23 protein-coding genes, 1 tRNA gene and 1 pseudogene are annotated in these 24,369 nt (G+C 71.4%); 14 read left to right on the top strand and 11 right to left on the bottom strand.

What is annotated here, in order from left to right; genetic code table 11:
• Window positions 1-95: 95 nt before the first annotated feature.
• A complete protein-coding gene (locus tag ABT381_RS20655) occupies window positions 96-521 on the bottom strand; it encodes a pyridoxamine 5'-phosphate oxidase family protein (protein WP_351596146.1) in 426 nt (141 codons plus the stop codon).
• Between the two features lie 237 nt (window positions 522-758).
• Here ABT381_RS20655 and ABT381_RS20650 point away from each other — a divergent pair, with 237 nt between their 5' ends.
• Together ABT381_RS20650 and ABT381_RS20645 are read left to right on the top strand one after the other, a co-directional pair.
• Window positions 759-1,874: a questin oxidase family protein gene (locus ABT381_RS20650; RefSeq protein ID WP_351596143.1), complete on the top strand. Its 1,116-nt coding sequence runs from the start codon at window positions 759-761 to the stop codon at window positions 1,872-1,874.
• 93 nt (window positions 1,875-1,967) lie between these two features.
• Window positions 1,968-2,465 carry a MarR family winged helix-turn-helix transcriptional regulator gene (locus ABT381_RS20645; RefSeq protein ID WP_351596140.1) on the top strand — a complete coding sequence of 166 codons (498 nt, stop codon included), beginning with the start codon at window positions 1,968-1,970 and terminating at the stop codon, window positions 2,463-2,465.
• Window positions 2,466-2,519: 54 nt separating this feature from the next.
• Here the strand turns inward: ABT381_RS20645 and ABT381_RS20640 are convergent, their stop codons facing one another.
• Together ABT381_RS20640 and ABT381_RS20635 are read right to left on the bottom strand one after the other, a co-directional pair.
• The gene (locus ABT381_RS20640; protein ID WP_351596137.1) at window positions 2,520-4,073 is read right to left on the bottom strand and encodes an MFS transporter; all 1,554 of its coding nucleotides are present in this window, start codon (window positions 4,071-4,073) and stop codon (window positions 2,520-2,522) included.
• A gap of 119 nt (window positions 4,074-4,192) precedes the next feature.
• The gene (locus tag ABT381_RS20635; protein WP_351596134.1) at window positions 4,193-4,849 is read right to left on the bottom strand and encodes a TetR/AcrR family transcriptional regulator; all 657 of its coding nucleotides are present in this window, start codon (window positions 4,847-4,849) and stop codon (window positions 4,193-4,195) included.
• Between the two features lie 232 nt (window positions 4,850-5,081).
• Here ABT381_RS20635 and ABT381_RS20630 point away from each other — a divergent pair, with 232 nt between their 5' ends.
• Window positions 5,082-6,572 carry a M6 family metalloprotease domain-containing protein gene (locus ABT381_RS20630; protein WP_351596131.1) on the top strand — a complete coding sequence of 497 codons (1,491 nt, stop codon included), beginning with the start codon at window positions 5,082-5,084 and terminating at the stop codon, window positions 6,570-6,572.
• A 75-nt stretch (window positions 6,573-6,647) separates the two neighbouring features.
• Here ABT381_RS20630 and ABT381_RS20625 read toward each other — a convergent pair whose 3' ends face one another.
• On the bottom strand, window positions 6,648-7,322 hold the full coding sequence (locus ABT381_RS20625) for a TetR family transcriptional regulator (protein ID WP_351596128.1): 675 nt from the start codon (window positions 7,320-7,322) through the stop codon (window positions 6,648-6,650).
• A gap of 138 nt (window positions 7,323-7,460) precedes the next feature.
• Here ABT381_RS20625 and ABT381_RS20620 point away from each other — a divergent pair, with 138 nt between their 5' ends.
• The 3 genes from ABT381_RS20620 (at window position 7,461) to ABT381_RS20610 (ending at window position 8,178) form a co-directional block, all read left to right on the top strand.
• A complete protein-coding gene (locus ABT381_RS20620; protein WP_169749851.1) occupies window positions 7,461-7,619 on the top strand; it encodes a hypothetical protein in 159 nt (52 codons plus the stop codon).
• A complete protein-coding gene (locus ABT381_RS20615) occupies window positions 7,616-7,993 on the top strand; it encodes a DUF4190 domain-containing protein (RefSeq protein ID WP_351596124.1) in 378 nt (125 codons plus the stop codon). Before ABT381_RS20620 ends, ABT381_RS20615 begins: the two co-directional genes overlap by 4 nt.
• A 112-nt stretch (window positions 7,994-8,105) precedes the next feature.
• Window positions 8,106-8,178, top strand: a tRNA-Arg gene (locus tag ABT381_RS20610).
• 150 nt (window positions 8,179-8,328) lie between these two features.
• Here the strand turns inward: ABT381_RS20610 and ABT381_RS20605 are convergent.
• Window positions 8,329-8,463 carry a hypothetical protein gene (locus ABT381_RS20605; protein WP_351596121.1) on the bottom strand — a complete coding sequence of 45 codons (135 nt, stop codon included), beginning with the start codon at window positions 8,461-8,463 and terminating at the stop codon, window positions 8,329-8,331.
• A 227-nt stretch (window positions 8,464-8,690) separates the two neighbouring features.
• Here ABT381_RS20605 and ABT381_RS20600 point away from each other — a divergent pair, with 227 nt between their 5' ends.
• The 4 genes and pseudogenes from ABT381_RS20600 to ABT381_RS20585 all read left to right on the top strand — a co-directional run bounded on the left by ABT381_RS20600 (window position 8,691) and on the right by ABT381_RS20585 (window position 12,836).
• On the top strand, window positions 8,691-9,314 hold the full coding sequence (locus tag ABT381_RS20600) for a GOLPH3/VPS74 family protein (protein WP_351596118.1): 624 nt from the start codon (window positions 8,691-8,693) through the stop codon (window positions 9,312-9,314).
• A 362-nt stretch (window positions 9,315-9,676) separates the two neighbouring features.
• The gene (locus tag ABT381_RS20595; protein WP_351596115.1) at window positions 9,677-10,774 is read left to right on the top strand and encodes a polyprenyl synthetase family protein; all 1,098 of its coding nucleotides are present in this window, start codon (window positions 9,677-9,679) and stop codon (window positions 10,772-10,774) included.
• Window positions 10,775-11,047: 273 nt separating this feature from the next.
• A pseudogene (locus tag ABT381_RS20590) lies at window positions 11,048-11,776 on the top strand (ABC transporter ATP-binding protein); the annotation flags it as partial.
• A gap of 268 nt (window positions 11,777-12,044) precedes the next feature.
• Window positions 12,045-12,836: an ABC transporter permease gene (locus tag ABT381_RS20585; RefSeq protein WP_351596113.1), complete on the top strand. Its 792-nt coding sequence runs from the start codon at window positions 12,045-12,047 to the stop codon at window positions 12,834-12,836.
• Window positions 12,837-13,015: 179 nt separating this feature from the next.
• Here the strand turns inward: ABT381_RS20585 and ABT381_RS20580 are convergent, their stop codons facing one another.
• The 3 genes from ABT381_RS20580 to ABT381_RS20570 form a co-directional block, all read right to left on the bottom strand.
• The gene (locus ABT381_RS20580) at window positions 13,016-13,246 is read right to left on the bottom strand and encodes a hypothetical protein (RefSeq protein WP_351596111.1); all 231 of its coding nucleotides are present in this window, start codon (window positions 13,244-13,246) and stop codon (window positions 13,016-13,018) included.
• Window positions 13,247-13,510: 264 nt separating this feature from the next.
• Window positions 13,511-14,596 (bottom strand): terpene synthase family protein, encoded by a 1,086-nt coding sequence (locus ABT381_RS20575; RefSeq protein WP_351596109.1) that lies wholly within the window; start codon window positions 14,594-14,596, stop codon window positions 13,511-13,513.
• A 140-nt stretch (window positions 14,597-14,736) separates the two neighbouring features.
• Window positions 14,737-15,402, bottom strand: a complete 666-nt coding sequence (locus ABT381_RS20570) for a PadR family transcriptional regulator (RefSeq protein WP_351596106.1) — start codon at window positions 15,400-15,402, stop codon at window positions 14,737-14,739.
• Window positions 15,403-15,562: 160 nt separating this feature from the next.
• Here ABT381_RS20570 and ABT381_RS20565 point away from each other — a divergent pair, with 160 nt between their 5' ends.
• Together ABT381_RS20565 and ABT381_RS20560 are read left to right on the top strand one after the other, a co-directional pair.
• Window positions 15,563-17,053 carry a carotenoid oxygenase family protein gene (locus ABT381_RS20565; protein WP_351596103.1) on the top strand — a complete coding sequence of 497 codons (1,491 nt, stop codon included), beginning with the start codon at window positions 15,563-15,565 and terminating at the stop codon, window positions 17,051-17,053.
• A complete protein-coding gene (locus ABT381_RS20560; protein ID WP_351596100.1) occupies window positions 17,050-17,925 on the top strand; it encodes a VC0807 family protein in 876 nt (291 codons plus the stop codon). Before ABT381_RS20565 ends, ABT381_RS20560 begins: the two co-directional genes overlap by 4 nt.
• Window positions 17,926-18,323: 398 nt before the next feature.
• Here the strand turns inward: ABT381_RS20560 and ABT381_RS20555 are convergent, their stop codons facing one another.
• Complete coding sequence (locus tag ABT381_RS20555) at window positions 18,324-18,521, bottom strand: hypothetical protein (protein WP_351596097.1); 198 nt, start codon at window positions 18,519-18,521, stop codon at window positions 18,324-18,326.
• Between the two features lie 4 nt (window positions 18,522-18,525).
• On the opposite strand from ABT381_RS20555, the gene ABT381_RS20550 reads away from it, so the two are divergent.
• Both ABT381_RS20550 and recQ read left to right on the top strand, forming a co-directional pair.
• Window positions 18,526-18,945 (top strand): excalibur calcium-binding domain-containing protein, encoded by a 420-nt coding sequence (locus ABT381_RS20550; RefSeq protein WP_351596094.1) that lies wholly within the window; start codon window positions 18,526-18,528, stop codon window positions 18,943-18,945.
• A gap of 136 nt (window positions 18,946-19,081) precedes the next feature.
• Window positions 19,082-21,169: a DNA helicase RecQ gene (gene recQ / locus ABT381_RS20545; protein ID WP_351596091.1), complete on the top strand. Its 2,088-nt coding sequence runs from the start codon at window positions 19,082-19,084 to the stop codon at window positions 21,167-21,169.
• Between the two features lie 40 nt (window positions 21,170-21,209).
• Here recQ and ABT381_RS20540 read toward each other — a convergent pair whose 3' ends face one another.
• Both ABT381_RS20540 and ABT381_RS20535 read right to left on the bottom strand, forming a co-directional pair.
• Window positions 21,210-22,679 (bottom strand): glycosyltransferase family 39 protein, encoded by a 1,470-nt coding sequence (locus tag ABT381_RS20540; RefSeq protein ID WP_351596089.1) that lies wholly within the window; start codon window positions 22,677-22,679, stop codon window positions 21,210-21,212.
• A 313-nt stretch (window positions 22,680-22,992) separates the two neighbouring features.
• Window positions 22,993-24,369: D-alanyl-D-alanine carboxypeptidase family protein (locus tag ABT381_RS20535; protein ID WP_502965712.1), on the bottom strand; the 1,377-nt coding region annotated here is incomplete at its 5' end.

The following is a 24,369-nucleotide window of genomic DNA, read 5'->3' as shown; positions in this document are numbered from 1 at the left end:
GGCCGCGGTCGGACCGTGCGGGCCACGGTCGGGCCCTTCGGGTCACGGTCGGGCCTTCGGGCCTTTCGGTCCACGGTCAGGCTCTCCGGACCACCTCAGGACGAACCCGCGTCCGCCGAGATCCAGCGCTCCGGAGTGAGGACGACGGCGACCACCTCGTCGCCGTCCCCGGAGAGCGCCTGCCGTACGTAATCCGCCACGCCCTCCGGAGGCACGTACCGCCCGGCCACCTCCTCGACGTCCTCGGCGGTGACCGGGACCAGCTTCGCCGGGCCCTCCGCCGTGACGTACCGGTACGTCGGCGAGGTGCGCTGCACGACCAGCGAGAACCGCCCCGCCGCTTCGATGAGCCGCGCCTTGCGGGACGTACGGCCGGTGAAGACCAGGAAGTCGCCGCCGGGCCGGTAGCTGTACCAGACCGGCACCGCCAGCGGGGCGCGAGCGCCTCCTGACTCCACAGCCAGCACGGCGACGTGCGGCTCGGCGAGCAACTGGTCACGTTCTTCCACGGTGAGCGGCATCGCTGCGCCTCCTGGGGCGTCGATGTGCGTGGCATGTCGAGTGGACCTGCGTGGACAGCGGGGCGCGTCGCCCCGTATGCCCTCGCAGTATGTCCTCGTCCGCCTGCACAACGAAGGGCGGCCGCAGGGCATTCCGCGTGTCGCCGGCCGTACGACCATGGGCGTAGGGCGGCCGTTCGAGGGGCGTTGGGGCCACGGTCCGTTACGCCCGCGCGCCCGCGTCCCTAGCCTCGGCACATGGACACCACGAGCGGCACCCCGCACCCCGCGAGCGGCACTCTCGACGAGGCCCTGGAGCGACTGCACACGCACGGGCCGGAGTTCCACGGCTACCTCAGCAACCACGGCCCGATGGCGGTCGAGGCGCTGGTCCGGCACGGCCGGGCCGGTTCCGTGCACCGCTGGCTCGACCGTTACGAGACCAAGCTGGAGGACCGCCCGGCCGCCGACACCGCGGTCACCGACGCGAACTGGCGGGAGGCGCTGGGCGACCCGCGCCGGGTCACCGACTGGACCGCGTACATGGGCCGGCAGCTCGCCGACCGGCCCTGGCGGGAGGTGCTCGCCGAGTGGTGGCCGCGGCTGCTCCCCGGTATCGCGGGCGCCGCCACACACCCCGTCATCAGGGTCGGGCACGCCGTCCGCACGCTCATGGAGGACGGCGAGGAGGAACCGCGGGTGGCGGAACTGGCGCACGCGCTCGGTTACTGGGCGGCGCGCCGGCTGCCGCTCGACGGGGTACCGGCCCCTGCGGGTCAGTACGACCCGCAGGACGCGCTGTGGGGCGTACCGCCGGTACCGGATCAGTCGGGCGGCATCCGGGGGCGGCTGGCCCAGCTGGCGGACACGCCGGGCTGGCCGGCCGCGGCGGCGGCCCTGCGGCCCGCTGACGGGCCTGCGGACGCCAGGGCGCTGCTGGCCGCCGTCGTCGCGGCCGCCACGGCCCGGTACGCGGTCGACGCGGCCGCCGAGCCCGTGATGCTGGTGCACGCGGCGACCGCCCCGAACGCCGTCCTACGGACGCTCCCCGCGCTGCCCGAACACCTCTGGGTGCCCAGCCTGCACGCCGCGTGGGCCGCGAGCGCGGCGGTGACGGCCGCGTATGCGCCCCGCCGCCGGCGGCCGGGGGCCGCCGCCACGGCCAGCGCCCCGGAGGCCGCGCCCGGCACCGACGCGCTGGCCGACGCTCTGCCCGACGCCCTGGCCGACGCTTTCGAACGGGCGGCCGCGCACGGCGACGAGCACGCCATCAAACTGACGGACACCGCGCTCGACGTGGCCACAGCCACCGGCCGCCCCGAGGCGCTGCGGGCGGCCCACCAGGCGGTCGCCCTCATCCCCCCGAAAAACTGACGCGTCGTTTCACTCCCCTGTCCACCCTCTCCATTTCGCTCCACTCCTTGTTAAAACTTCAAGAATTGCGGGAGCAGTGAGACAGTGGATGGTATGAGCAACGACATGGCCGGTGAGCCGCGCTGGCTCAGCGACGAGGAGCAGTACGCCTGGCAGTCGTACCTGCACGCCACCACGCTCCTGGAAGACCACCTCGACCGGCAGCTGCAGCGTGATGCCGGCATGCCGCACATCTACTACGGCCTGCTCGTCCAGCTCTCCCAGGCACCGCGGCGGCGGCTGCGGATGACCGAGCTGGCCCAGAACGCCAAGATCACCCGGTCCCGGCTCTCGCACGCGATCGCCCGCCTGGAGAAGAACGGCTGGGTCCGCCGTGAGGACTGCCCCTCCGACAAGCGCGGCCAGAACGCCGTGCTCACGGACGAGGGCCTGAAGGTCCTGGAGGAGACCGCGCCGGGCCACGTCGCGACCGTACGGGCCGCGCTGTTCGACCGGCTGTCCCCGGAGCAGGTGCGCCAACTCGCCGACATCTGCCGGTCGGTGGCGGACGGCCTGCAGCCGCAGGGCGCCGACCTGCCCTGGCTGCGCTGAACCCACGCGCACGCGAAAGGGGCGCCCGAGGGGCGCCCCTTCTGCACGTCTGCGTCAGTGCGCCATCACCGGTACCGGCACGTCCTCGGCCGCGTCCGCGCCGTCCTCCGAGCTCGCCGCCGGCGTACCGGCACCGGGCCGCCCCGTGGTGACGAAGACGAAGGCGATCGCCGAGGCGAGGAGCAGGATGCCCGCGGCCCACCAGATGGCGGCCGTGTATCCGTGCACCATCGACTGCAGCTTGAGGACGTCGGCGGAGCGCGCACCGGCTGCGTGCGCCGTCGCGTACGCCGTGGTCGCGCCGGCCGCGATGGTGTTGAGCAGCGCCGTACCGATCGCACCGCCCACCTGCTGCGAGGTGTTGACCATCGCGGAGGCGACACCGGCGTCGCGCGGCTGCACACCGTGCGTGGCCAGCGACATGGCCGGCATGAAGGCCGTGCCCATACCGAGGCCGAGCAGCAGGAACGAGGGCAGGATCAGCGCCGGGTAGGAGCTGTCCAGGTCGATCCGGGTCAGCGACAGCATGCCGATCGCGGCCAGCAGGAAGCCGGGCGCCATCAGGAGCCGCGGCCGGACCCGCGTCATCAGCCGGGCGCCGATCTGCGTCGAGCCGGTGATCATGCCCGCGATCATCGGAAGGAAGGCCAGACCGGTCGTGACCGGCGTGTACCCCTTCACGATCTGCAAGTAGTAGGTCAGGAACAGGAAGAGACCGAACATGCCGATCACGGCGAGGCCGAGCGAGGCGTAGACGCCACCGCGGTTGCGGTCGGTGACCACGCGCAGCGGCAGCAGCGGCGCCTTCACCCGCGACTCCACGACCACGAAGGCCAGCAGCAGCACAGCGGCCGCCACGAAGAGGCCGATGGTCGGCGCGGAGCTCCAGCCGTCGGTCTCGGCACGCGTGAACGCGTACACGAGCGAGACCAGTCCGGCCGTGGCCAGGATGACGCCGGGCACGTCGAGCCGGGAGGAATTACGGCCCTCGGCGGGCTCCCGGATGACCAGCAGCGCACCGATCGCCGCGACCACGGCGAAGGGGATGTTCACGAAGAAGGTCCAGCGCCAGTCCATGTACTCGGTCAGTACGCCGCCGAGGATCAGCCCGACGGCGCCGCCGCCACCGGCGATGGCACCGAAGATGCCGAACGCCTTGGCACGTTCGCGCGCCTCGGTGAAGGTCACCGCGAGCAGCGAGAGCGCGGCCGGGGCGAGCAGCGCGCCGAACACGCCCTGCAGCGCGCGGGCGCCGAGCAGCATCCCGGAGCTGCCCGCGGCGCCGCCGAGCGCGGAGGCGAGGGCGAAGCCGATCAGGCCGATGACGAAGGTGCGCCGGCGGCCCCACAGGTCGGCGACGCGGCCACCGAAGAGCAGCAGCCCGCCGAAGGCGAGCGCGTACGCGGTGATGACCCACTGCCGGTTCCCGTCGGAGATCCCGAGGTCCGCCTGGGCGGAGGGCAGCGCGATGTTCACGATCGTCGCGTCGAGCACGACCATGAGCTGGGCGAGGGCGATGAATATGAGCGCTTTCCAGCGCCGGGGGTCCACGTTCGGGACGGCGTTGGAGCCGGCTTTCTGGGCGGCTTTGGGAACGGCTTCGGACATGGGTGGGCCCACCTAGGGTGCGGAGAAGTACGAAAAGGGACGTGTAAAGCGGAGCTTGTGACGCGAGTCAGAAGAATTGAGGGAACGGCCGCCGGGACCTTCGGCTCACCGGTTTTGGATCACCGGCGACATTGCCGGAGGTCGTCCAACGTCGCCGCCGAGCCGGGCAGTTCGGACCTCGCCGGAGCCATCAGGCCGTCCAGGAACAGCTGAAGGTGGCGGTGTACGAACTTGTCGAAGTCGACACAGCCGCTGCCCGGCAGCGGCCGCGTGAGCTGGGTGATCGCGACCATCAGGTCACCGACGGCGATGTCGGTACGCAGTCGGCCGCTCTCGCGCGCGGCACCCATGAGGGCCTCGACGGCCCGCTCCAGGCGGTCCCGCGCGGCGAGCAGGTCGGGGTGGTCCTTGTCGACGCCGTCGGAGAGGAGCGGGCAGAGCGCTCCGATGCGCTCCTCGACGGCGGCGTGCACGAAGACCCGGAGCGCCTGGAACGCGTCGTCCTCCGCCGCGAGCGCGCACTCCGCACGGTCCGCCGTGCGGTCCATGACGGAGAGCGTGACGTGGTGGATCAGGTCGGCGCGCTCCGGGAAGTGCCGGTAGAGGGTGGCGTTGCCGACGCCGGCCCGGCGGGCGACCTCGTCGAGCGGGACATCGGCCCCGTGCTCGACCATGGTCTCGCGAGCGGCCGCGACGATCCGGTCCCGGTTGCGCTGCGCATCGGCCCGCAGTCGGGGCTGCGCCGCCTTGGCCGCGGGGGTACGGGTGACAGTCACGTCGGCTCACTCCTTCCGGGTACTTTCGGGTACTTCCTGGGCTGCGGGGCGAAACCGGGGAGCGGGTCCCCGTTTCGCACGGACGCCTGGTTAAACGGGGACCGGCTCCCCGGTTATTTCCCGCACGCCTTGTGACCTGCGTCACTTCCCCGCGCCCCCGCGAAAACCACTCCCGTCACCGGATGACGTAACCCGACGGGCAGGCCGCCGCCCGCCGCCCCAGGGTGAGCACATGAGGCAGATACCGTCCGCCCTGCTCGCCACCACGGCCCTGGCGGCCACGCTGGCCGTACCGGCCCTGAACGCCGCCGCGCCCCGCCCCTCCGGCACCGCCCGGCACGGCGACAGCCGCCCGGCCGCCTCCCCGCCCCCGGACACCCGGGAACGGACGGACGCCCCCACTCCCCGCCCAACGGGAACGAAACCGGGAACGAAGCCGGGGACGACGGCACGCGAGACGTCCTCAGCGCCTCCGCCGCACTCCCCCACAGGCCCCCCGACGCGCTCCCCCCGCGCCCCCTCCGCGGCCTTCCCCTCCGGCCCCTGCGCCCTCCCCGGCGCCACCACCGGCGTGTCGGAGGCGGCCGCCACTCCCCGCGGCTTCACCCGCGCCACCGGCCGCGTACGGGCCCTCACGGTGCTCGTCGACTTCCCCGACGTACGCGCCGGGATCAGCCCCCGCGCGCGCTACGGCGAGTTCTTCCCGGCCGTCCCCCGCTTCTTCCGCCAGAGCTCCTACGGCACGCTCGACTACCGCTCGACACCCGTCCTGAAGTGGATACGCATGTCCCGCCCGCTGGCCTCGTACGACATCGGGCGCGGCACCTCGTTCAACCCCGCCTCGAACAACGGCTATTACGCGGTGGCGAAGGAAATCGTGCGCGCCGTCGACCGCGACGTGGACTTCCGCGCCTACGACCTGGTCAACGTCCTGGTCACACCGAACGCCGGGCCACCCGCGACCGAGAACGTCTGGTCCGTCACCTTCAGCGGCGGCCCGCTGGGCCTGCGGACGGGCGACGGCACGCAGCTCAGGAACGTCTCGTTCATCTGGAGCCGGCAGACCGGCCCGAGCGCCTACCGCGTCCTCAACCACGAGAACGCCCACTCCTTCGGCCTGCCGGACCTGTACTTCACCGACGGGCGCGCCGATCCGCACCCGGTGGGCCACTGGGACCCCATGGACGTGGACTGGGGCCCGGAGAACGACTTCCTGGGCTGGCACAAGTGGAAGCTGGGCTGGCTGGCCCCGGACCAGGTGGACTGCGTACGCCACCCCGGCACCGTCACCACCCACCGGCTCACCCCGGCCTCCGTACCCGGCGGAACGAAGATCGTCGTCATCCCCGTCTCCCGGTACCGCGCCTACGTCGTAGAGGCCCGCCGCACCGGCCCGCTCGACCCCACCGCGTGCCGCCCCGGCGTCCTGATCTACCGCGTCACCACCGACACCCCTTCGGGCAGGGGCCCGGTCCGCGTCTCGGACGCCACCCCGAAGAGCGCCGGCTGCTACCGCAAGGACCCGAACGTCCGCGCAGGCCTGACCGATGCCACGTACCGCCCCGGCCAGACCTTCCACGCCGACGGCCTCACACTCTCGGTACTGCGGAACCCCCCGCCCGACGCGCCCCCCTCGAACACCTCAAACGCCTCGGACACCTCGCACACCTCGGACGCCTCGGACACCTTCCGCGTACGAATCACCACTCCAAAACGCCACTGACGGCGCGAGGAGCACAGGGCCACCAAGGGGTACTGGTCATGGGTACTGGTCATCAACCTCGCCAGCGGGTCTGCCTCAATCCGTCCAATGCATCCGCCCCAAACTGATGAGCCGGAGCTGACGACGAGCACGCTCCGCGACCCGATCACAAGCGGCAGCGCCATCGTCATCGGCGGCATCCGCGGCGTCCGCAGCATCCGCGGCGTCCACGACATCCGCGGCGTCCAGAATCGCCGAAGCGGTCATCACCAGATGATCGACGTACATCTCGGCGAGCATCAGCACGTCGTCGTCGCTCCAAGCGTCCGACACCGGCTGCTCCCTGAGCCCCGCCGCCACCTCCGCGGCGAACCGCGCCAGCTCCGCCGCTATCGCCTTCCGCACGGCGCGTACGCCCCCGTGCCGCTCCCGCGCGATGAATCGCACATGCGCCGGGTTCTCCCGTACGTACTGCTCGACGACCGCGACCGTACGGTCGATGCGCTCCTCGGCGCCGGGCTGCTCGGCGAGGATCGCCCGGATCACGACGTGCAGGCTGCCGAGCGACTCCTCGACCAACGCGACGCCCAGGTCGGGGATGTCCCGGAAGTGCCGGTAGAACGCCGCCGGCGCCACCCCCACCACCCGCGTCACCTCACGCAGCCCGAGGCTGCTCAGGCTCTGCTCCGCCAGCAGCCGCAGCCCGGCGTCGAGGAGCGCCTGCCGGGTCTTCTGCTTCTGGGCCTGCCGGACGCCGATGGTGTGACTCATGCCATTCAGTAAACATCCGTTCTCCGACACGATCCACCCCGGGGTCGCGCTAGACTCGTAAGTCAGTGAACAACTGTCACACCAACTGTTCACCTAAGTGTCGATCAAGGCCACTCACCTCACTCGGAAGGGCCAGAAATGATCTTCCTCGTCGCAGCCTTGCTCCTCCTGGGAGTCCTCCTGGGCACCGCGGCACATCTCCCGCTCGGGGCGACGCTGACCGCGGCCGCCGCGATCGCGGTCTGGCTGCTGATCTTCGCCATCCGCGAGTACCGCACGAAGGAGGCCCGTCGATGACCACGCTCACCCACCGCGCCGAAACCCGCACCGACGAGCCCGAGGCGCACACCGAGCAGACCGAGCAGACCGAGCAGACCGAACACCGTACGGACAACCGCACCGCGCCCGACAGCGCAACCACCTCCCGCCGCAAGGCGAACCAGGCCGACGGCATGGCCGTGGCCTCCTTCATCCTCGGCCTGGTGGGCCTGCTCGTCATGAACGTCGTCCTGGGCCCGCTGTCGCTGATCCTGGGCGCCCTCGCCCTCTTCCGCGGCACCGACCGGCGCGGCCGCGCCCTCCTCGGCATGACCCTGGGCGTCGCCGACCTCATCGTGCTGGCCGCCCTGGTCACCACCGACGGCACCGTCAGCTGGAACTTCCCCACCTGACCCATCACCTGGCGGCGAGACCGGGCACGACCCCATCCGCTACCCTGTTCACGGCCAGCCGATGGTGCGCGCAGCCCCTCACCCAGGGCACCGCACCACCACTGACCGCCCCGCCTCCGTAGCTCAGGGGATAGAGCACCGCTCTCCTAAAGCGGGTGTCGCAGGTTCGAATCCTGCCGGGGGCACAAGCTGTGCCGCAGGTCAGAGAGTTGTGGGCCCTCCGTTCACTCGAACGGAGGGCCCACTTCGTGCCTGAACGCCCCATAGATGCCCCATCTCTACGGAAACGTGGCGATGGTTTGAGGATGGACCGGGGATGGATGCGGCATCGGGACTCAGCGCGCGTTGTGCAGCTCTTGGCACACATCCGCGCTACTCGGCCGGTCGGCGGGATTCCGGCTCATCATCTGCTCGATGATCTTCCCCAACGGCCCCGGCACGTTGACCGTCCGGTGCGACTTGGTCGCCACGGCTCGCCGCCGTTCCTCACGTGAGGCATCGTCCGGGTAGTCCACGTGCCGCCAGCGGGCCAGTTCGGAGGCGACAGCCTCTCGAGCTGGCCCTTTGGCTTGTAGGCGGCCGGGCCGTGTGCGGATCGGGCAGGGGCTGGTTTCGGCGGCCTTGGGGGGGGTTGTTGTTTAGCCTGGGTGGGGGCGGCGAGTGGTCGCTTGCGGGGGTGTTTGGGATGGAGTCGTCCATGACCACTGCACGGGATTTGGTGATCATCGCTTTGGATGTGCCGTCCGGGCGGCCTCTGGAGCAAGGCGAGCTGTCGCTGGCGTTGGCGGGGGCCGAGTTGATTGATCTTCTGGCCGCCGAGGCCGTCGGGGTGGACGGTGAGCTCATCGTGCCGGGGCACCGGCCGGCGATCGCTGATCGACTGTTGGACGATGCCGCGTCGTCGCTTGTCCGGCAAGTGCCGTACGAGTCGGTTGAGGACTGGCTGTGGCGGAGGGGGCGTGGGCTGTATTCGACGTATCTGGCCGCGCTGGAGGCGGACGGGCAGATTGCTCGGGAGCGCCGTCGCTGGATGGTCGTTCGGGCCGGGCAGGTGGGGTTGGTCGATTCGCCCGAGCGGCGCTTGGCGGTGGACCGATGGGCATCGGGTGAGCCCACTCTCGTCGCTCTCGCCTCGGCCGTCGGGATTCACGACGGGGAGGGCGGGGAGGGCGAGGAGAAGGAGGAGGCGCCGAGCGTGGGTGACGAGGCGGTGGTGATGGTGCTGGCCGTGGTGCATGACGCGTTGATGGAGTTGGAGGCCGTACGGCAGCGGCGGGCCATCGAGGATGCCGCGTTCGACAACATTTGGCGCGGCAACTGACGGCGCCATCGAGATCAACGCTTTGCTACCGCACGACAGCGCGGGCGGCGGAACGTTTTGTCAAGTCGCTTGTTGGTGCGTGCTGTTGGTGGTCGTGAACTGTGTGATGAGCGTTGTGGCGCGGGAGTTCTTACGCCGCTTCAGTGATCTTGGGGTGGTGGAGCGGGCCGTGGGGGGATTCGCGTGGGCGGGCGCGATTAGGTGGGATGCGTGCCACACGAATTCTTTGCGCGCCCGTACGCGTTGGTCGGAGCGCGTACGACGACCATGTTGGAGGCCCCCTGGTACCCCTGCGGGTCCGGCGGATCGAGTCGCCGGGTGTCGGAGGGACATCGGCGGGCGCCGGCGGGCGGGGGGCGTACGTGACCGCGCTGAGCAGCATGGCCGCTGCCGCGCCCCGGAGCGCGTCCGGCGCGGCCGACGGTATCGGAGGAGGCGGCGCTGACGCGGTCCTCTTCGGGTGGGCGAGGGAGCTCGTCACGCCCGCGCTGCGCCGGGTCGTCGAGGAGCTGCCCGCGCCGCAGCGGGAGGTCGCCGGGTACCACCGCGGCTGGAACGGGGCCGATGGGAGCGCGGCCGGCGAGCCGGCCACGGACCGCGGCGGGAAAGCCGTCCGCCCGGCCCTGGTCTTCCTGTCCGCGCTGGCTGTCGGCGCGCCCGCCGAGAGCGTGGTCCCGGGGGCCGTCGCGGTCGAACTCGTACACGACTTCTCGCTGCTGCACGACGACGTCATCGACGCGGATCCGCTGCGTCGCCACCGGCCCGCCGTGTGGCGGCAGTACGGTACGCCGGCCGCGGTGCTGACCGGTGACGCCCTGCTCATCAGCGCCCTGGCCGTACTGGCCGCCGACTCCACCCCGCACGCCGCAGCGGCCACCAAGGAACTGTCCTGCGCACTGGACGACTTGCTGCGCGGCCAGAGCCAGGACGTGGCCTTCGAGAGCACGCCGCGGGTGCGCGCCGAGGAGTACCTGGAGATGGCGGCCGGTAAGACGGGCGCGCTGATGGGCTGCGCGTGCGCGCTGGGGGCGCTGCTGGCCGGCGCGTCCAACGCGCGCACCGCCGGGCTGCGGGACTTCGGCCGGCATCTGGGCATCGCCTTCCAGTGCGTCGATGACCTGCTGGGCATCTGGGGCACCACTCGGCGCAGCGGGAAGCCGGTGGGCGCGGACGTCGCGGCCCGGAAGAAGTCGCTGCCGGTGGTCGTGGCGCTCGCCGACAACGGGCCTGCCGGGCGACGGCTGGCGGAGCTGTACGACCGTACGGAGCCGCTGTCGGCTGCGGACATCGTGACGGCCACCGAGCTGATCGAAGAGGCGGGCGGGCGCGAGGCGACCGCGGTGGAGGCCAGGCGGCAGGTGGGCGCCGCGATGCGGGCGCTGGCCCGCGCGGAGCCCGTACCGTCGGTGTACCGGCAGTTGCACGACCTCGCCGTGCTGATGACCCGGCGGGATCACTGACGACACGACGGGATCACTGATGGCGCGGCCGGATCGCTGATGGCCGGCGGAGCGCCATTGGCCGACGGAGTAACGGAAATTCGGTGGCGGGCGCGATCGAGGCGCGATCGATACGTTCGGGGACGTAACCCATAAGGCCCGCAGCCGTTTCTTCTAGTGGCCATTGCGCTTTCTTGGCGGATATTGCGGGACCCAGCCGGGGGCGGCAGATTTTTGGAACAGAGACAGCACACCCTTCAGCCGAAAAAACCGTCGGCCGGCGGACCACCGGCGATCAGTGTGTACGGCCTCCGGGTCGCGCGCGGGGACCGGGCCCTTCTCGACGACATCAGTTTCGCCGCGCCCCGCGGTGCGATCGTCGGCCTGCTCGGCCCCAGCGGCTGCGGAAAGACCACGCTGCTCCGGTCCGTCGTCGGAATTCAGGCGTGTGCGGCGGGGCACGTCCAGGTACTCGGCCATCCGGCCGGTGCCGCGGCCCTGGAGACCCGCGTCGGGTACGTCACGCAGGCGCCGTCCGTCTACACCGACCTGACGGTCCTCGAGAATCTGCGGTATTTCTCGGCCGCGTTGGGGCTGCGGGGCTGGCGCCGGGAGAACGCCGTGGTGCGGGTGGTGAAGGAGGTCGACCTGGCGGACTGGGCCGACCAGCCGGTCGGGCGGCTGTCGGGCGGCCAGTACTCGCGCGTCTCGCTGGCCGTCGCGCTGCTCGGCTCGCCGGAGCTGCTGGTCATGGACGAGCCGACGGTGGGCCTCGATCCGCTCATCCGACAGGAGCTGTGGGCCGTCTTCCGGCGGCTGGCCGACGAGGGGACCACCCTGCTCGTCTCCAGTCACGTCATGGACGAGGCTGACCGTTGTGACCGGCTGCTTCTCATGCGCGACGGCCGGCTGCTGGCCTCCTGCGAGCGGTCGGAACTGCTCGCGCACACGGGCTGCGCGAGCGTGGAGGGCGCGTTCATGCGGCTGGTACGGCCGGAGGCGAGGACGGCGGACGACGCCGCCTCCACGTCCGCACCGGGCCACGCCGATTCCGTACCCACGTCATCGGGCCCCGAGCCGGCCCCGGAATCGGCCCCGGGATCGGCCCCAGAATCGACCTCTGATTCGGCCCCGGGATCGGCCTCTGATTCGGTCCCCGAGTCGGCGCCCGCCCCCGCTCCCCCGGACTCCGTCCCGCCCCCCGCCCAGCCGCTTTTCGACGGTGCCATGCTCCCCGATCCCCACGCATCATTCTTCGCATCGGAGTGCCGAGGTTGAGGAGGTTCAGCACATGAGAACCGAGTACCGGCCGTCGGTCGTGTCCCGCGCGGTCCGCACCGCCCGCGCCCTGCCGCTCACCCCGGGCATCACCCTCGCCACCGCGCAACGGGTGCTGCAGCAGATCGCCCGCGACCGCGGCAGCGTCGCGCTCATGCTCGCGATCCCATGCATGCTGATGGTGATCCTCAAGCTGATGTTCGACGACGCGGACGGCGCCTTCGAGCGCATCGGTCCGCAGGTCTTCGGGATCTTCCCGCTCATCGTGATGTACCTGGTCGCCTCGGTCTCGACGCTGCGCGAGCGCACCTCCGGGACCGCCGAGCGGCTGCTGACCATGCCGGTGCAGCGGCTGGACATCGTGCTCGGTTACAGCCTGGCGTTCGGCTTCCTGGCCCTGCTCCAGGCCGTACTGGCGACGCTGCTGTCCGTGGGGCCGCTCGGTCTGGACATCAAGGGGCCGCCGTATCTCCTCATGATCATCGCGATGCTGGGCGCGCTGCTCGGGCTGGCGCTGGGCCTCCTGGTCAGCGCCTTCGCGCGGAACGAGTTCCAGGCGGTGCAGTTCCTGCCGGCCGGGGTACTGCCGCAGTTCCTCGTGTGCGGGCTGTTCGTACCGCGCGAGGACATGAGCGGGACGCTGTCGGCGGTGGCCAAGGTGATGCCGATGACGTACGCGGTGCAGGCCGCCGGCGAGGCCGCCCGGCACGACGGGGTGACCGGCCTCTTCGTACGGGACGCGCTGCTGATCCTGGGGTGCGTGATCGTCGTACTGCTCGCCAGCGCGGCCACGCTCAAGCGCTGAGCGGAACGGAGCGGACTCAAACGCTGAGCGGAGCGGTCTCAAGCGCTCAGCGGAGCGGAAGGGCCGAGTGGGTACGACAGTTGGATAGGACAGTGAGGTGGGTCCGGCTCGCTTGCCGGACCCACCTCACCGCGTCGTGCCGGTACTGCGTACGGCTACCGGCGCCTGGTACCGACGCCTCAGTACCCACCGCCCGAGGTGTTCCAGCCGAACCCGCCCTGGACCTGGCCCGTGGAGGGGAACATGAACGGGCCCATCTGGATCGGGCGGCCGCCGGGCTCCCCGTCCGAGGGAACCGCGGACGACGCGGACGACGCGGACGGGGCAGCCAGCGCGGACGGAGCGGCACCGCACGTGGCGAGGGCGACAGCGATCACGGATGCGGCCGCGGCACGTCGCAGGAACGACATGAATTCTCCTTGTGTGGGGCGGGATTTATGCCGGACACCGAAACCTTAATAGCGGCACCGTCCGCAATCACGGGGTTCCTGGAGTTTCCGCGTTTCTTCCCTCAAAGGGGGACGACTGAGCGGCGAAACAAAGGAAGTTGGCAGGACAGCCGAAAATCAATTTGCGTGAAAAGCTGAGAGGCGGATTCCTGAGATCTGAGACCTGAGGCCTGCGGTCTGAGTCCTGAGGCATGAGGCATGAAACCTTAGGTCTCAAACCTGGAATCACACGCCGAGCAGCGCGTCGTCCCACCACCACGCCACCGTGGGCAGCCCCCGAGGCGCCGACCGGTCGTCGTCCGCCGGCGATTCGGCCCACTCCAGGGGCGCCTCGTCCATGGGGTCCGGTACGCGCCCCAGGCTCAGGTAACGCGGCACCCGGAGTCCCCACTCCGCGTTGCCCCGGATGCCGTACCGCAGGCCCTGCAGGTAGCTGCTCAGCTCCAGCCCGGCCTGCGCCCGCACCCGGTCGTGCACGGCCATGAAGCGCAGCAGTACCCGGTCCCGCAGCCGGGTGGCGGCCGCGACGGCCTCCGGGAGCGGCAGGCCCGTGTCGTGCATCAGCACGCTGTAGACGTTCTGGTCGGTCTGGCCGCGGGCCAACTCCTTGCGCAGGGAGTGCCGGTCGTTGTCCAGCGCCGCGACCATGATGGCCATCTCGGTGAGCGCGCGGACGGCCGGCTGCTCCATCTCCTGGGCGGGCACCTCAAGGCCGGTAGCCAACTCCAGCATGGCGAACGGCGGTTCGCCGCCCGCTGACAGCAGCCGCATGGCGACGTACTCGTCGAGGCCCGGCATCCGGCCGGCCGCGGCGTTGCCGACCTGCCAGGTCACGCCGGAGAGCCAGGCGCGGTGGGCGGCGACGAACCGCCGCACCTGGAGGGGCGTACCGAAGGAGCGGAACTGTGCCGCGATCTCCTGCAGGGCCGGGATGAACCCGTCCGACTCGTCCCGCGCGGACGGCGCCTCCAGCGCGCGCTGCACACGGCCGGCCAGCGCGCTGAACGTGGCGGGCCGGGTGCTGAACGGGCCGTTGTCGCACCGGTTGTCATCGAAGGCGAAGCCCCAGTACACCCACAGCGAGGTCCACAGCAGGCGGTCGTCGGTGGCGGCGTCGGGAGCGAACCGGGCGAAGAAGTCCGTACTGCACGAGGCGGTGACCCACGTGCGCTCCTCGTCCGTCGCGCACATGGGACTGGTCCGGATCCACTCCTTGGCCCGTTCGTCGACGATGTGGGCACGCGGGTGCCTGGCGGATTCCAGGGGGCAGAAGATCGGCGGGAGATCGATCTCGTTGACGGTCATGGCCATGAACAGCACCTCTTGCCCTTGCTGACGACGACGGCACGAACGGGCCTCATCCTGCAACGGCCGTCGCCGGGCGACCGCGACCTACATGCCCCCGGCAAGCATTCCCCCCTAACAGGGCAGAAGCGGTCCGAGGTTGACGGTCAGGCGCGGTGCGGTCCGTCGTCCGCGGGCCCGTTCACCGGGCCGTCTGCCGGGCCGTCTGCCGGGCCGTCCGCCGGGCCACCCTCTTGCGGCCCGCCCTCGCCCATCTGGTTGTCGACCTGGTTGTCGATCTGGTTGTCGATCTGAGCGATGGCCCAGTGGGCCCAGTCGCGCGAGGCGGGGAGCATGTGGAGGCCGAAGCCGGCGGCGAGGTGTCCGAAGGCGAGGGGATCGGGCAGTACGCCGTCGGTCAGGTCGACGTCCACGGACTCCACCAGGGCGGACAGGGCGTCGAGATCGCGCTGTGCGTTCGCCGCGTAATCGGCGAGCACGGCGCGCGCCTCCTTCGGGTCCAGCGCGAAGAGGAGGAAGAGCCGGAGTACGAATTCGTTCCGTACGACCGGGTTACGGGGCGGGTTCAGCAGCCATTGCCGCAGGTCCGCGCGGCCGGCCTCGGTGATCGCGTACGTCTTGCGGCCGCGCGCCCCCTCCTCGACGACCTCGGCGAGGCCGTCGGCGGCCAGCCGGTTGAGCTCTTGGTAGACCTGGTTGTGCTTGGCGTGCCAGGCGTACCGGTCGAGGCTCCGCTCGAATTTCTTGGTCAGCTCGTAGCCGCTGCCGGCCTCGTCGGCCAGCAGTCCCAGCAGTGCGTACCGCAGCGACATCGCGTCTTCTCCGCCCTTCCCTTGCTGCGATCACCTTAGCCGGACAACAGGTAGAAGTTGACACGTGCCGTGCCACGTGTCACTTTCTACATGTCCAATCTGGAGTGCGGTGCGGCGGCAAGACGCTGTACGCACGGACGAGGAGTACGGGGGACGGGGCATGGGCGACGCGATAGCCAAAGAGGTCGAGGATGTCGAAGCGACGGCAATCGGGGCGGCCGGGACGGGGGCTGGCCTGGCCCTCGCCGGGCATCTCACGCCCGTACCGGACGAGATCGACGCGTACGACCTGCCGGTCAGCGGCGCCCTGCCGCCGGAGCTGAACGGCCGCTACCTCCGTAACGGCCCCAATCCGCTGCCCTCTTCGCTGGCTTCTTCACTGCCCTCTTCACTGTCCTCTTCGGACGGCGGCGGGCACTGGTTCCGCGGGCACTGGTTCCTCGGGCACGGGATGCTGCACGGCATACGGATCGCCGACGGGCGCGCCGAGTGGTACCGCAACCGCTGGGTGCGCACCACGCGCCTCGCCGGCGCCCCCGCCACGCGCCCCGACGGCACCCCCGACCTGGCCGCCAACCCGGCCAACACGCACGTCATCGAGCACGGCGGCCGGCTGCTGGCCCTGTGCGAGGGCGGGCTGCCGTACCGGATGACGCCCGAGCTCGGCACGGTCGGCCCCGAGGACTTCGGAGGCCGGCTGCGTACCGCGATGACGGCGCACCCGAAGGAGGACCCGGACACCGGGGAGCTGCACTTCTTCGGGTACGCGCTGACGCCTCCGTATGTCACGTACCACCGGATGTCGGCGGCCGGCGAGCTGGAGTTCAGCCGGGTGGTGGACGTGCCGGCGCCGACGATGATGCACGACTTCGCGATCACCGAGCGGTATGTGATCTGGCTCGACCTTCCGGTCACGTTCGACACGGCGCTGCGCGGCGGGGGCATGCCGATGCGGTGGAACGACGCGTACGGGGCGCGGCTGGGCGTGATGGAACGGTCCGGCGACGGTCCGGTGCGGTGGTTCGAGATCGAGCCCTGTTACGTGTTCCACGTGGGCAACGCCCGGGAGGACGCGGCGGGGCGGATCGTGCTGGACGCCGTGCGGTACGACAGAGGAACGTTCAACGATCTGTGGGCGACGATCGGCGGCCCGGGGGCGAGCGGCTCTGCCGCGGCCGGGCCGGTGCTGTACCGGTGGACGCTCGACCCGGTGACCGGCGCCGTGGGCGAAGCGGCCCTGGACGATCTCGCGGTCGAGTTCCCCACCGTGCACGCCGGACGGGTGGGGCGCGCGCACCGGTACCTCTACCTCGCGTCCGAGGAGCCGAGCGGTGCGGTGGTCCGGTACGACGTGACCACCGGCGAGCGCCAGGTGCACGACGTCGGTCCGGACCGGGCGGTCGGCGAGGCGGTGTTCGTACCGGCTCGGGACGCGCGCGCCGAGGACGAGGGCTGGCTGCTGTCGCTCGTCACCGACCGCTCGGGCGCCGGCTCCGAACTCCTCGTCCTGGACGCCACCGACCTCACCGCGGCCCCCGTGGCCTCGATTCACCTACCGCGCGCGGTCCCGGCAGGCTTCCATGGGTCATGGCTCGCGGACGGGGAGCGGGCGAGCGACGGGGGACGCGGCAGCGACGGGGGCGAGCGATGAGCGCGACCACGTACTACGACGGTTACAACCGGCAAGGGCAGCGAGCGCAGCACGGCCAGCAAGCGCAGCAAGGAGAAGTAACGGTGCATACGGGGGCGGAGACCATGGGATCGGAAACGGCGGGACCGGAGACGGCGGGATCGGAAACGGCCGGATCGGAGACGGCCGGATCGGAGACGGCATCGGGGCGGCCGGCGGAGCCCGGCGCGCAGCAAAGGGGCGCGAGCGCCACCAGCCCACGCGAGGGCGAGCGCTGGTCGACCGGCCTCTGGGAGACGATCTCGACCCTCGTCTGGGACGTGGGGCTGTCGATCGGCGCGTACTACGCCCTGCGGGCGTTCGGCACGAGCGTGTACGTCTCGATGCTCGGCGCCACCCTCGCGGCCGCGCTCCGCGTGGCATACGTGGCGTTCCTCCCGCGCCGCTTCGATGTGTTCGCCGCGTTCATGCTCTCCGTATGGGGCGTCGGCCTGCTGCTGTCCTTCGTGAGCGGCGACGCGCGGTTCGTACTGGCCAAGGACTCGGTGCCGACCGGCCTCGCGGGGCTGATCTTCCTGGGTACGGCGGTGGCCGGACGACCAATGATCTTCGCTGTCATCCGCCGCACACAGGGCCGCACGGCGCGGGCCCGGGCCGAACTCGACCAGCGGTGGGCCGGTGAGCCCGCGTTCCGGCGCACGGTGACGATCATGACGTGCGTGTGGGGCATCGGCATGCTGGCCGAGGCCGTCCTCAGGCTCCCGATGATCTACATGCTGCCGGTCGACGCGGCCACCGGCCTGTCCGGCCTGCTGCAGATCGCCACCTTCGTCCTGCTCACCTTCTACACCGTCGTCCACCGCAAGCGGGCCACCCGCCGCGCCGCCCAGTAGGCGGCCCGGAAAACCGGACGGATGCGGGGCGACACGGTACGGCGCGGGGGGCCGCACCGCGCCACCCCGCATCCGTCTCCGCGCTCCCCGTATCCGTCTTCACGCCCTCCGCGCCCCCCAGGCGCAGCGGCCGCATGCAGCGGACAATGAAGCAACGGGCACCCGGACCGACGCGCAGGGTGCGCCATGCAGTTCCCAGAGAGCAGTGCCCCGTACCCATAGTGGTGGGTGATCTTCATGGGGCACCGGTCCCGCACACTCGGCATATCTCGCACACTCGGCATGACCCGCGCATTCAGCGCCTCCAGAGCGGTCTGCACACGACGATCCCGGTGCACCGCGGGCCTGCTGGCAGGGTCGGCCGTGGTCGCCTTGGCCCTCGGCGGCTGCTCCTCGGGTTACTCGTCCGGCAGCGCCTCGAAGACGGTCACCAGCACGGCGACGGTCACCACCCCGCCACGTACTTCGGCACCGCCCGCTCCCGCCTCCTCCTCCGCTCCCGCGCCGCCGTCGCAGCATTCGGAGGGGCCACGGACGTCGGCTCCGGCGACCGTCCGCGATGCCGCGGCCACCGTCGAGGCGTACTTCGACGCCATCAACGTGGGCGACTACCAGCAGGCATGGGCGCTGGGCGGCAAGAACCTCGGTGGCTCGTACAGCGCGTTCACCGAGGGCTTCGCCGACACGTTGCAGGACACCGTCCATATCCTCGGCGTCGAGGGCGGCCGGGTCACCGTCCATCTCGACGCACTGCAGTCGGACGGCTCGGTGCGCTCCTTCGCCGGCACGTACACCGTGGCCGACGGTGTCATCACCGGCGCATCGATACGGGCCACCGGCGGATCGACGTCCGAGGAGCCCGGAACGACATCCGAGGAGCCCGGGTCGTCGGCGTACTACGACACCTGCGCCGATGCCCGCGACGCGAGCGCGGCTCCGATCCAGTCCGGCGAACCGGGTTACGCGGAACACCTGGACCGCGATCACGACGGCACGGCCTGCGAACCGTACGAGCGGTGATCTTGCACCCCGTGCTGCTCTTCCGCGTGACATCGCCCACGCCGTTCGGCGTTCGCCCGCTCCCTGACTGTCCCGCTCGGGGGGAGTTATCCACAGGCTCAGCGGCGGGGCGGGTCGGGCTCGTAAGCTGCCTGGCATGAACGACGTGGACGATGGGCTGGACGGAGCCCCGGGTGGCACGGGCGCAGGCCCCGGCCCGGGCGGCGGTGACGCGCGGACCGGTGGGGCGCCGGGCGGCGAGGCCCTGGAGGTGCTGCACCGGATCTTCGGGTACGACGCGTTCCGCGGCAGCCAGCAGGAGATCGTCGAGCACGTCATCGGCGGCGGCGACGCCGTCGTCCTCATGCCGACCGGCGGCGGCAAGTCGCTCTGCTACCAGATCCCCTCGCTCGTGCGCCCCGGCACGGGCGTCGTCGTCTCCCCGCTCATCGCGCTGATGCAGGACCAGGTCGACGCGCTGCGCGCGGTCGGCGTGCGCGCCGGGTTCCTGAACTCCACGCAGGACATGGAGGAGCGCCGCCTCGTGGAGGCGGAGTTCCTGGCCGGCGAGCTGGACCTGCTCTACCTCGCGCCCGAGCGGCTGCGCGTGGAGCAGACGCTCGGCCTGCTGGACCGGGGGAAGATCTCCCTCTTCGCCATCGACGAGGCGCACTGCGTCGCCCAGTGGGGCCACGACTTCCGCCCCGACTACCTCGCCCTGTCGATGCTGCACGAGCGCTGGCCCGACGTCCCCCGGATCGCGCTCACCGCCACGGCCACCGAGGCCACCCACACCGAGATCACCTCGCGGCTGCGGATGGAGCAGGCCCGGCACTTCGTCGCCAGCTTCGACCGGCCGAACATCCAGTACCGCATCGCGTCGAAGAGCGAGCCGAAGAAGCAGCTGCTGGACCTGCTGCGCACGGAGCACGCCGGGGACGCCGGCATCGTGTACTGCCTCTCCCGCGCCTCCGTGGAGAAGACCGCCCAGTTCCTCGTGGAGAACGGCGTCGCCGCCGTGCCGTACCACGCCGGTCTCGACCCACGCACCCGCGCGCACCACCAGTCGCGCTTCCTCCGCGAGGACGGCCTCGTGGTGGTCGCCACCATCGCGTTCGGGATGGGCATCGACAAGCCGGACGTGCGCTTCGTGGCCCACCTCGACTTGCCGAAGTCGGTGGAGGGGTACTACCAGGAGACCGGCCGCGCCGGACGCGACGGCCTGCCGTCCACGGCCTGGCTGGCGTACGGCCTGCAGGACGTGGTCCAGCAGCGGAAGATGATCGACGGCTCGGAGGGCGACGAGGCGCACCGGCGGCGGCTGGCGGCGCACCTCGACGCGATGCTCGCGCTGTGCGAGACGGTGGAGTGCCGGCGGGTGCGGCTGCTCGCGTACTTCGGCCAGGAGAGCACCCCGTGCGGCAACTGCGACACGTGCCTGGCGCCGCCGCAGTCCTGGGACGGCACGGTGCCCGCGCAGAAGCTGCTGTCGACGATCGTCCGGCTGCAGCGCGAGCGCGGCCAGAAGTTCGGCACGGGCCAGATCGTCGACATCCTGATGGGCCGGAAGACTGCCAAGGTCATCCAGTTCGACCATGACGCGCTGAGTGTGTTCGGTATCGGCGCCGATCTGCGGGAGGCCGACTGGCGGGGCGTCGTACGGCAGTTGCTGGCGCAGCAGCTGCTGGCGGTCGAGGGTGACTACGGCACGCTGGTGCTGACCGGGACGAGCGGCGAAGTACTGCGCGGGGATCGCCAGGTCCTGCTGCGGCGCGAGCCGGAGAAGCCGGCCCGGGCGGCCAGGGCGAAGGCCGCGAAGGGCAAGCGGGCGCCGGTCGATCTGCCGGCGGAGGTGATGCCGGTGTTCGAGGCGCTGCGGGCGTGGCGCGGCCGGACGGCGAAGGAGCAGGGCGTCCCGGCGTACGTCATCTTCCACGACGCCACGCTCCGCGAGATCGCCACGGCCCGGCCGTCCACGACGGCCGAACTGGGCACGGTCAACGGCGTCGGCGAGAACAAGCTCGCGAAGTACGGCGAGTCGATCCTGGAGGTGCTGTCGGACGGCCAGGCGGGCAGTGCCCCGGCGGCCGGTGAGAGCTCGGCCGCCGTCGGTACGGATGGCGGTCCGGCCGGCGGGGCCCCGGTGGCGGCCGCCGCTGTCACCGCCGGCGGGAAGACCGCCGCTCCCGACTCCGACGAGTCCTGGGACTGGGACATGGAAGAGCCGCCTATGGACGACTGGTAAGCGGGGAAGGGCGCCCTCGGCACCCCCGCGCCGTCAGCTGTCAGTCCTCGCAGTGCCCCGGGCGGGCGTAGACCGTGACGCGGGCGCCGGTGACGTCCTGGGTGCCGCACTGGGTGAAGGAGTCGCGGAGGGTGGTGCGCTTGACGATCTCCGCGGAGGTCTCGTCCTCCGGCTCGTCGCGCGGGTCGCTGAGGACGACGATGCGCTCGGTGCCGAGCATTCGGGCCCGGATGCGGTCGGCGGAGACCTCCGTGCCGTACAGGGAGCGCGAGGAGTCCGGCGCCCGGGACAGCGCCAGGTCGGTCAGGTCGCGGAACCGCTCCGGCTCGGACCGGGTCCACACCCGCCGCCTGGCCGGCATGAAGAGCAGCCCGTCACCGGGCTCGGCCGCCGCCCGTACGGCCCGGACGACGGCGGTGGCGTCGTCCGTACGGCTCTGCGGGCTGCGCAAGTACACGGCGGCGGGCAGCAGCGCGACCAGTACGGCCACCAGCGCCCACCCCGCGCGCCGCCTGCGGGCCCGGCCGTCGTCGCCGAGCGGCCGGAAGGCCCGGTCCAGGGCAGCGCCCATCAGAAGGGCGAAGCCGACAACGCAATAGAGGACGTAGCGGTCGACGTACATCGGCTTGAGCTGGGAGAGCAGCATCAGCGCGGCCGGCGGCACGATCAGCAGCGGCAGCGCGAGCGGCCGCAGCCGCACCGGCCCCCGTGTCCGGACCGGTACGCGGGCGCAGAGTACGCCCACGACCACGAGCACCCCGAAGCTCACCAGCTGCACGGGATCGGGCCACAGGATCCAGCCGAGCTGGGCCGACTGCCCCATACTGAACAGCGCGAGCGGCGCGAGACCGGCGGCCACCACGCCGGCGGCGACGAGCCAGGTACGGCGGACGGCGCGGCGGACCGCGCCCGGCACGCCGGACAGGACCACTGTCATGCCGTGCGCCGCGAGCACCAGCACGGCGAACTCGTGCAGCAGACAGGCGGCCAGCGTCACGAGCACGTACCCCGTCCACCAGCGCCGCGCGGCACCGGGCACGCCGAAGAGTCCGAGCCGCGGCGCGTCCACGGTGACGGGGCTCTCGGCGAGCGCCCGGACAAGGAGGTACGTGGACCATGTGACCAGCGCGCAGACGAGCGCGTACGAACGGCCCTCCTGCGCGTACTCCTGCACGAGCGGCAGGAGCGGGAAGACCAGCCCGGCCGCCATGCCCGCGCGCTCCCCGGCCACCCACGCCCCCAGGAGCGCGACCCCCGCGGCGGCCGCGGTCATCGCCAGTACCGAGGGCAGCCGCAGGGTCGTCACGCCACCGCCGAGGACGTCGAAGAGGGCGTGCATGAGGAGGTAGTAGAAGCCGTGTACGGCATCGACGTTCTGCAGCGTGTCCCACAGCTCGGGCAGGCTCCGGTGCGCCATGTCGTAGGTGACGACCTCGTCGCGCCACATGCTGCCCTGGCGGCGGACGCCCCACAGGCCCAGCGCCAGCGTCAGCACGCACGGCGCCGGCACGATCCTTGTCCAGGGCGCGGGCTCGGCGCGTACGAGTCCCGTGGCGGTCCGGACGTTCAGCGCGGTATCGATGACGGGCTCCCGAGCGGTCGGAATCGGGCCTGGCGCCCCGGACTTCCGTGCCCCCGGCCCTGGCCCCCGGCCCCCGGCCTCCGGTCCGGCAGCGCCGCTTCACATTACCGCTCAGCCGAACACGTCAGCCGTACAGGTAAGCCGTGCGGATCAGCCGTACAGGGGCGGATCGCTCGCCCCCCGTACGCGCAACGCCCCGGCGGAACCGGGGCGTTGCGGTATGTGCGGGACGGGCGCCGGGTCAGCCCACGCGCGTGAGCTTCGCGCCGAAGGACGGCTCGGCGAGGTCCTTCTGGAGCGCCACCGGGACCTTGGCCTGGCCCGGGCCGCTGCCCGCCGTCAGCACGCCGACCTTCGTACCGGCCTTCGCCGTGTGCGGAATGGTCTTGCCCTTGTCCGTCAGCCCCAGCTTGACCGTCAGGGCGTTCCAGCCGACCGCCTTGAGGTCCTTGGTCGCCACGACCGGCGTGGTGCCGCCGACGCCGTCGTCCACCACACCGACGACGTCGCCCTTCTTCACGACCGTACGGTCCTCCAGGGCGCCCTGGGCGGTGGTGAGCAGTTCCTTGCTGACGGCGTTGGCGGTGTCGATGATCGGCGGCCGGTGCTGGCCGAGCACCGCGCCGACGATCAGCTGCGTCGTGCCGCCGACCTGCTGCCGGCCGGCGAAGAGCAGGTTGCCGCCCGCCTTCGAGGTGGAGCCGGTCTTGAGGCCGATGGCGTTGTTGTACGGCGGGAGGGTGTTGAAGTTCCGCCAGGTCTTGCCGGAGGGGTCGGTCCACGACGGCAGCTTGGTGATGTCCACCAGCGAGGGGATCTCCATCGCCTTCTTGCCCAGCTTCACCTGGTCCTGGGCGGTGCTGACGGTGGTCTCGATCAGACCGCTGGGGTCGGTGTAGGTGGTGTTCTTCATGCCGAGATCCTTGGCGGTGGCGTTCATCTTCTTGACGAACGCCTCCTGGGAACCGGCGTCCCAACGGGCCAGCAGCCGGGCGATGTTGTTCGCGGAGGGGATCATGACCGCGGACAGCGCGTCCTTCTGCGAGATGTGGTCGCCTTCCTTGACGGTGTCGAGGACCGACTCGTCACCGTGGCCCGCGCCCTTCTTGCCGTCCTCCTCGGCCTGCTTGTCGACCCGGATCATCGGGCCCTTCTTGCCCTGCTCCATCGGGTGGTCGCGCATGATGATGTACGCGGTCATCGTCTTGGCGACGCTGCCGATCGGGATCGGCTTCTGCGCGCCGTACGAGCCGATCGGGCCCAGGCCGGACACCTCGACGTACGCCTGGCCCTCGGACGGCCAGGGCAGGGACGGCTTGCCGCCGTCGAAGGAGTACGTCGCGTCCGAGGTCAGCGTGAGCGCCGGGTCCGGGAGCGGGCGCACGGCCTGCACGACCACGAAGACCAGCAGGAGCAGCAGGACCAGCGGGGTCCAGATCTTGAACCGCCGCACGATCGTACGGATCGGGGTCTCGGGCGGCGGCGGGGTGTTGGTGAGCTGCGCGAGCAGGTCGAGCGGGGGCAGCGGCTGCTGCTTCGTACGCTCGGAGTCGGGCAGCGCGGGGGCCCCTTCGGGGGCGGTGGACGACGGCTGGGCGGCGGCCGGCTGCGGGCCGGG

This window comes from Streptomyces sp. NPDC000151 (assembly GCF_040301705.1).
Taxonomy (GTDB): Bacteria; Actinomycetota; Actinomycetes; order Streptomycetales; family Streptomycetaceae; genus Streptomyces.
The sequence above is the reverse complement of the archived record's forward strand: the minus strand, read 5'-3'. Positions and strand labels throughout refer to the sequence as shown.

Bases quoted from the DNA above. Each gene is read 5' to 3' on its own strand.
- ABT381_RS20615 (WP_351596124.1), top strand. From the start codon at position 7,616: ATGACCACGCTCACCCACCGCGCCGAAACCCGCACCGACGAGCCCGAG.
- ABT381_RS20575 (WP_351596109.1), bottom strand. From the start codon at position 14,596: ATGGCCATGACCGTCAACGAGATCGATCTCCCGCCGATCTTCTGCCCC.
- ABT381_RS20645 (WP_351596140.1), top strand. From the start codon at position 1,968: ATGAGCAACGACATGGCCGGTGAGCCGCGCTGGCTCAGCGACGAGGAG.
- ABT381_RS20560 (WP_351596100.1), top strand. From the start codon at position 17,050: ATGAGCGCGACCACGTACTACGACGGTTACAACCGGCAAGGGCAGCGA.
- ABT381_RS20600 (WP_351596118.1), top strand. From the start codon at position 8,691: ATGACCACTGCACGGGATTTGGTGATCATCGCTTTGGATGTGCCGTCC.
- recQ (WP_351596091.1), top strand. From the start codon at position 19,082: ATGAACGACGTGGACGATGGGCTGGACGGAGCCCCGGGTGGCACGGGC.
- ABT381_RS20625 (WP_351596128.1), bottom strand. From the start codon at position 7,322: ATGAGTCACACCATCGGCGTCCGGCAGGCCCAGAAGCAGAAGACCCGG.
- ABT381_RS20580 (WP_351596111.1), bottom strand. From the start codon at position 13,246: ATGTCGTTCCTGCGACGTGCCGCGGCCGCATCCGTGATCGCTGTCGCC.
- ABT381_RS20620 (WP_169749851.1), top strand. From the start codon at position 7,461: ATGATCTTCCTCGTCGCAGCCTTGCTCCTCCTGGGAGTCCTCCTGGGC.
- ABT381_RS20650 (WP_351596143.1), top strand. From the start codon at position 759: ATGGACACCACGAGCGGCACCCCGCACCCCGCGAGCGGCACTCTCGAC.
- ABT381_RS20570 (WP_351596106.1), bottom strand. From the start codon at position 15,402: ATGTCGCTGCGGTACGCACTGCTGGGACTGCTGGCCGACGAGGCCGGC.
- ABT381_RS20640 (WP_351596137.1), bottom strand. From the start codon at position 4,073: ATGTCCGAAGCCGTTCCCAAAGCCGCCCAGAAAGCCGGCTCCAACGCC.
- ABT381_RS20655 (WP_351596146.1), bottom strand. From the start codon at position 521: ATGCCGCTCACCGTGGAAGAACGTGACCAGTTGCTCGCCGAGCCGCAC.
- ABT381_RS20565 (WP_351596103.1), top strand. From the start codon at position 15,563: ATGGGCGACGCGATAGCCAAAGAGGTCGAGGATGTCGAAGCGACGGCA.
- ABT381_RS20555 (WP_351596097.1), bottom strand. From the start codon at position 18,521: ATGGCGTCGAAGTACGCCTCGACGGTGGCCGCGGCATCGCGGACGGTC.
- ABT381_RS20585 (WP_351596113.1), top strand. From the start codon at position 12,045: ATGAGAACCGAGTACCGGCCGTCGGTCGTGTCCCGCGCGGTCCGCACC.
- ABT381_RS20630 (WP_351596131.1), top strand. From the start codon at position 5,082: ATGAGGCAGATACCGTCCGCCCTGCTCGCCACCACGGCCCTGGCGGCC.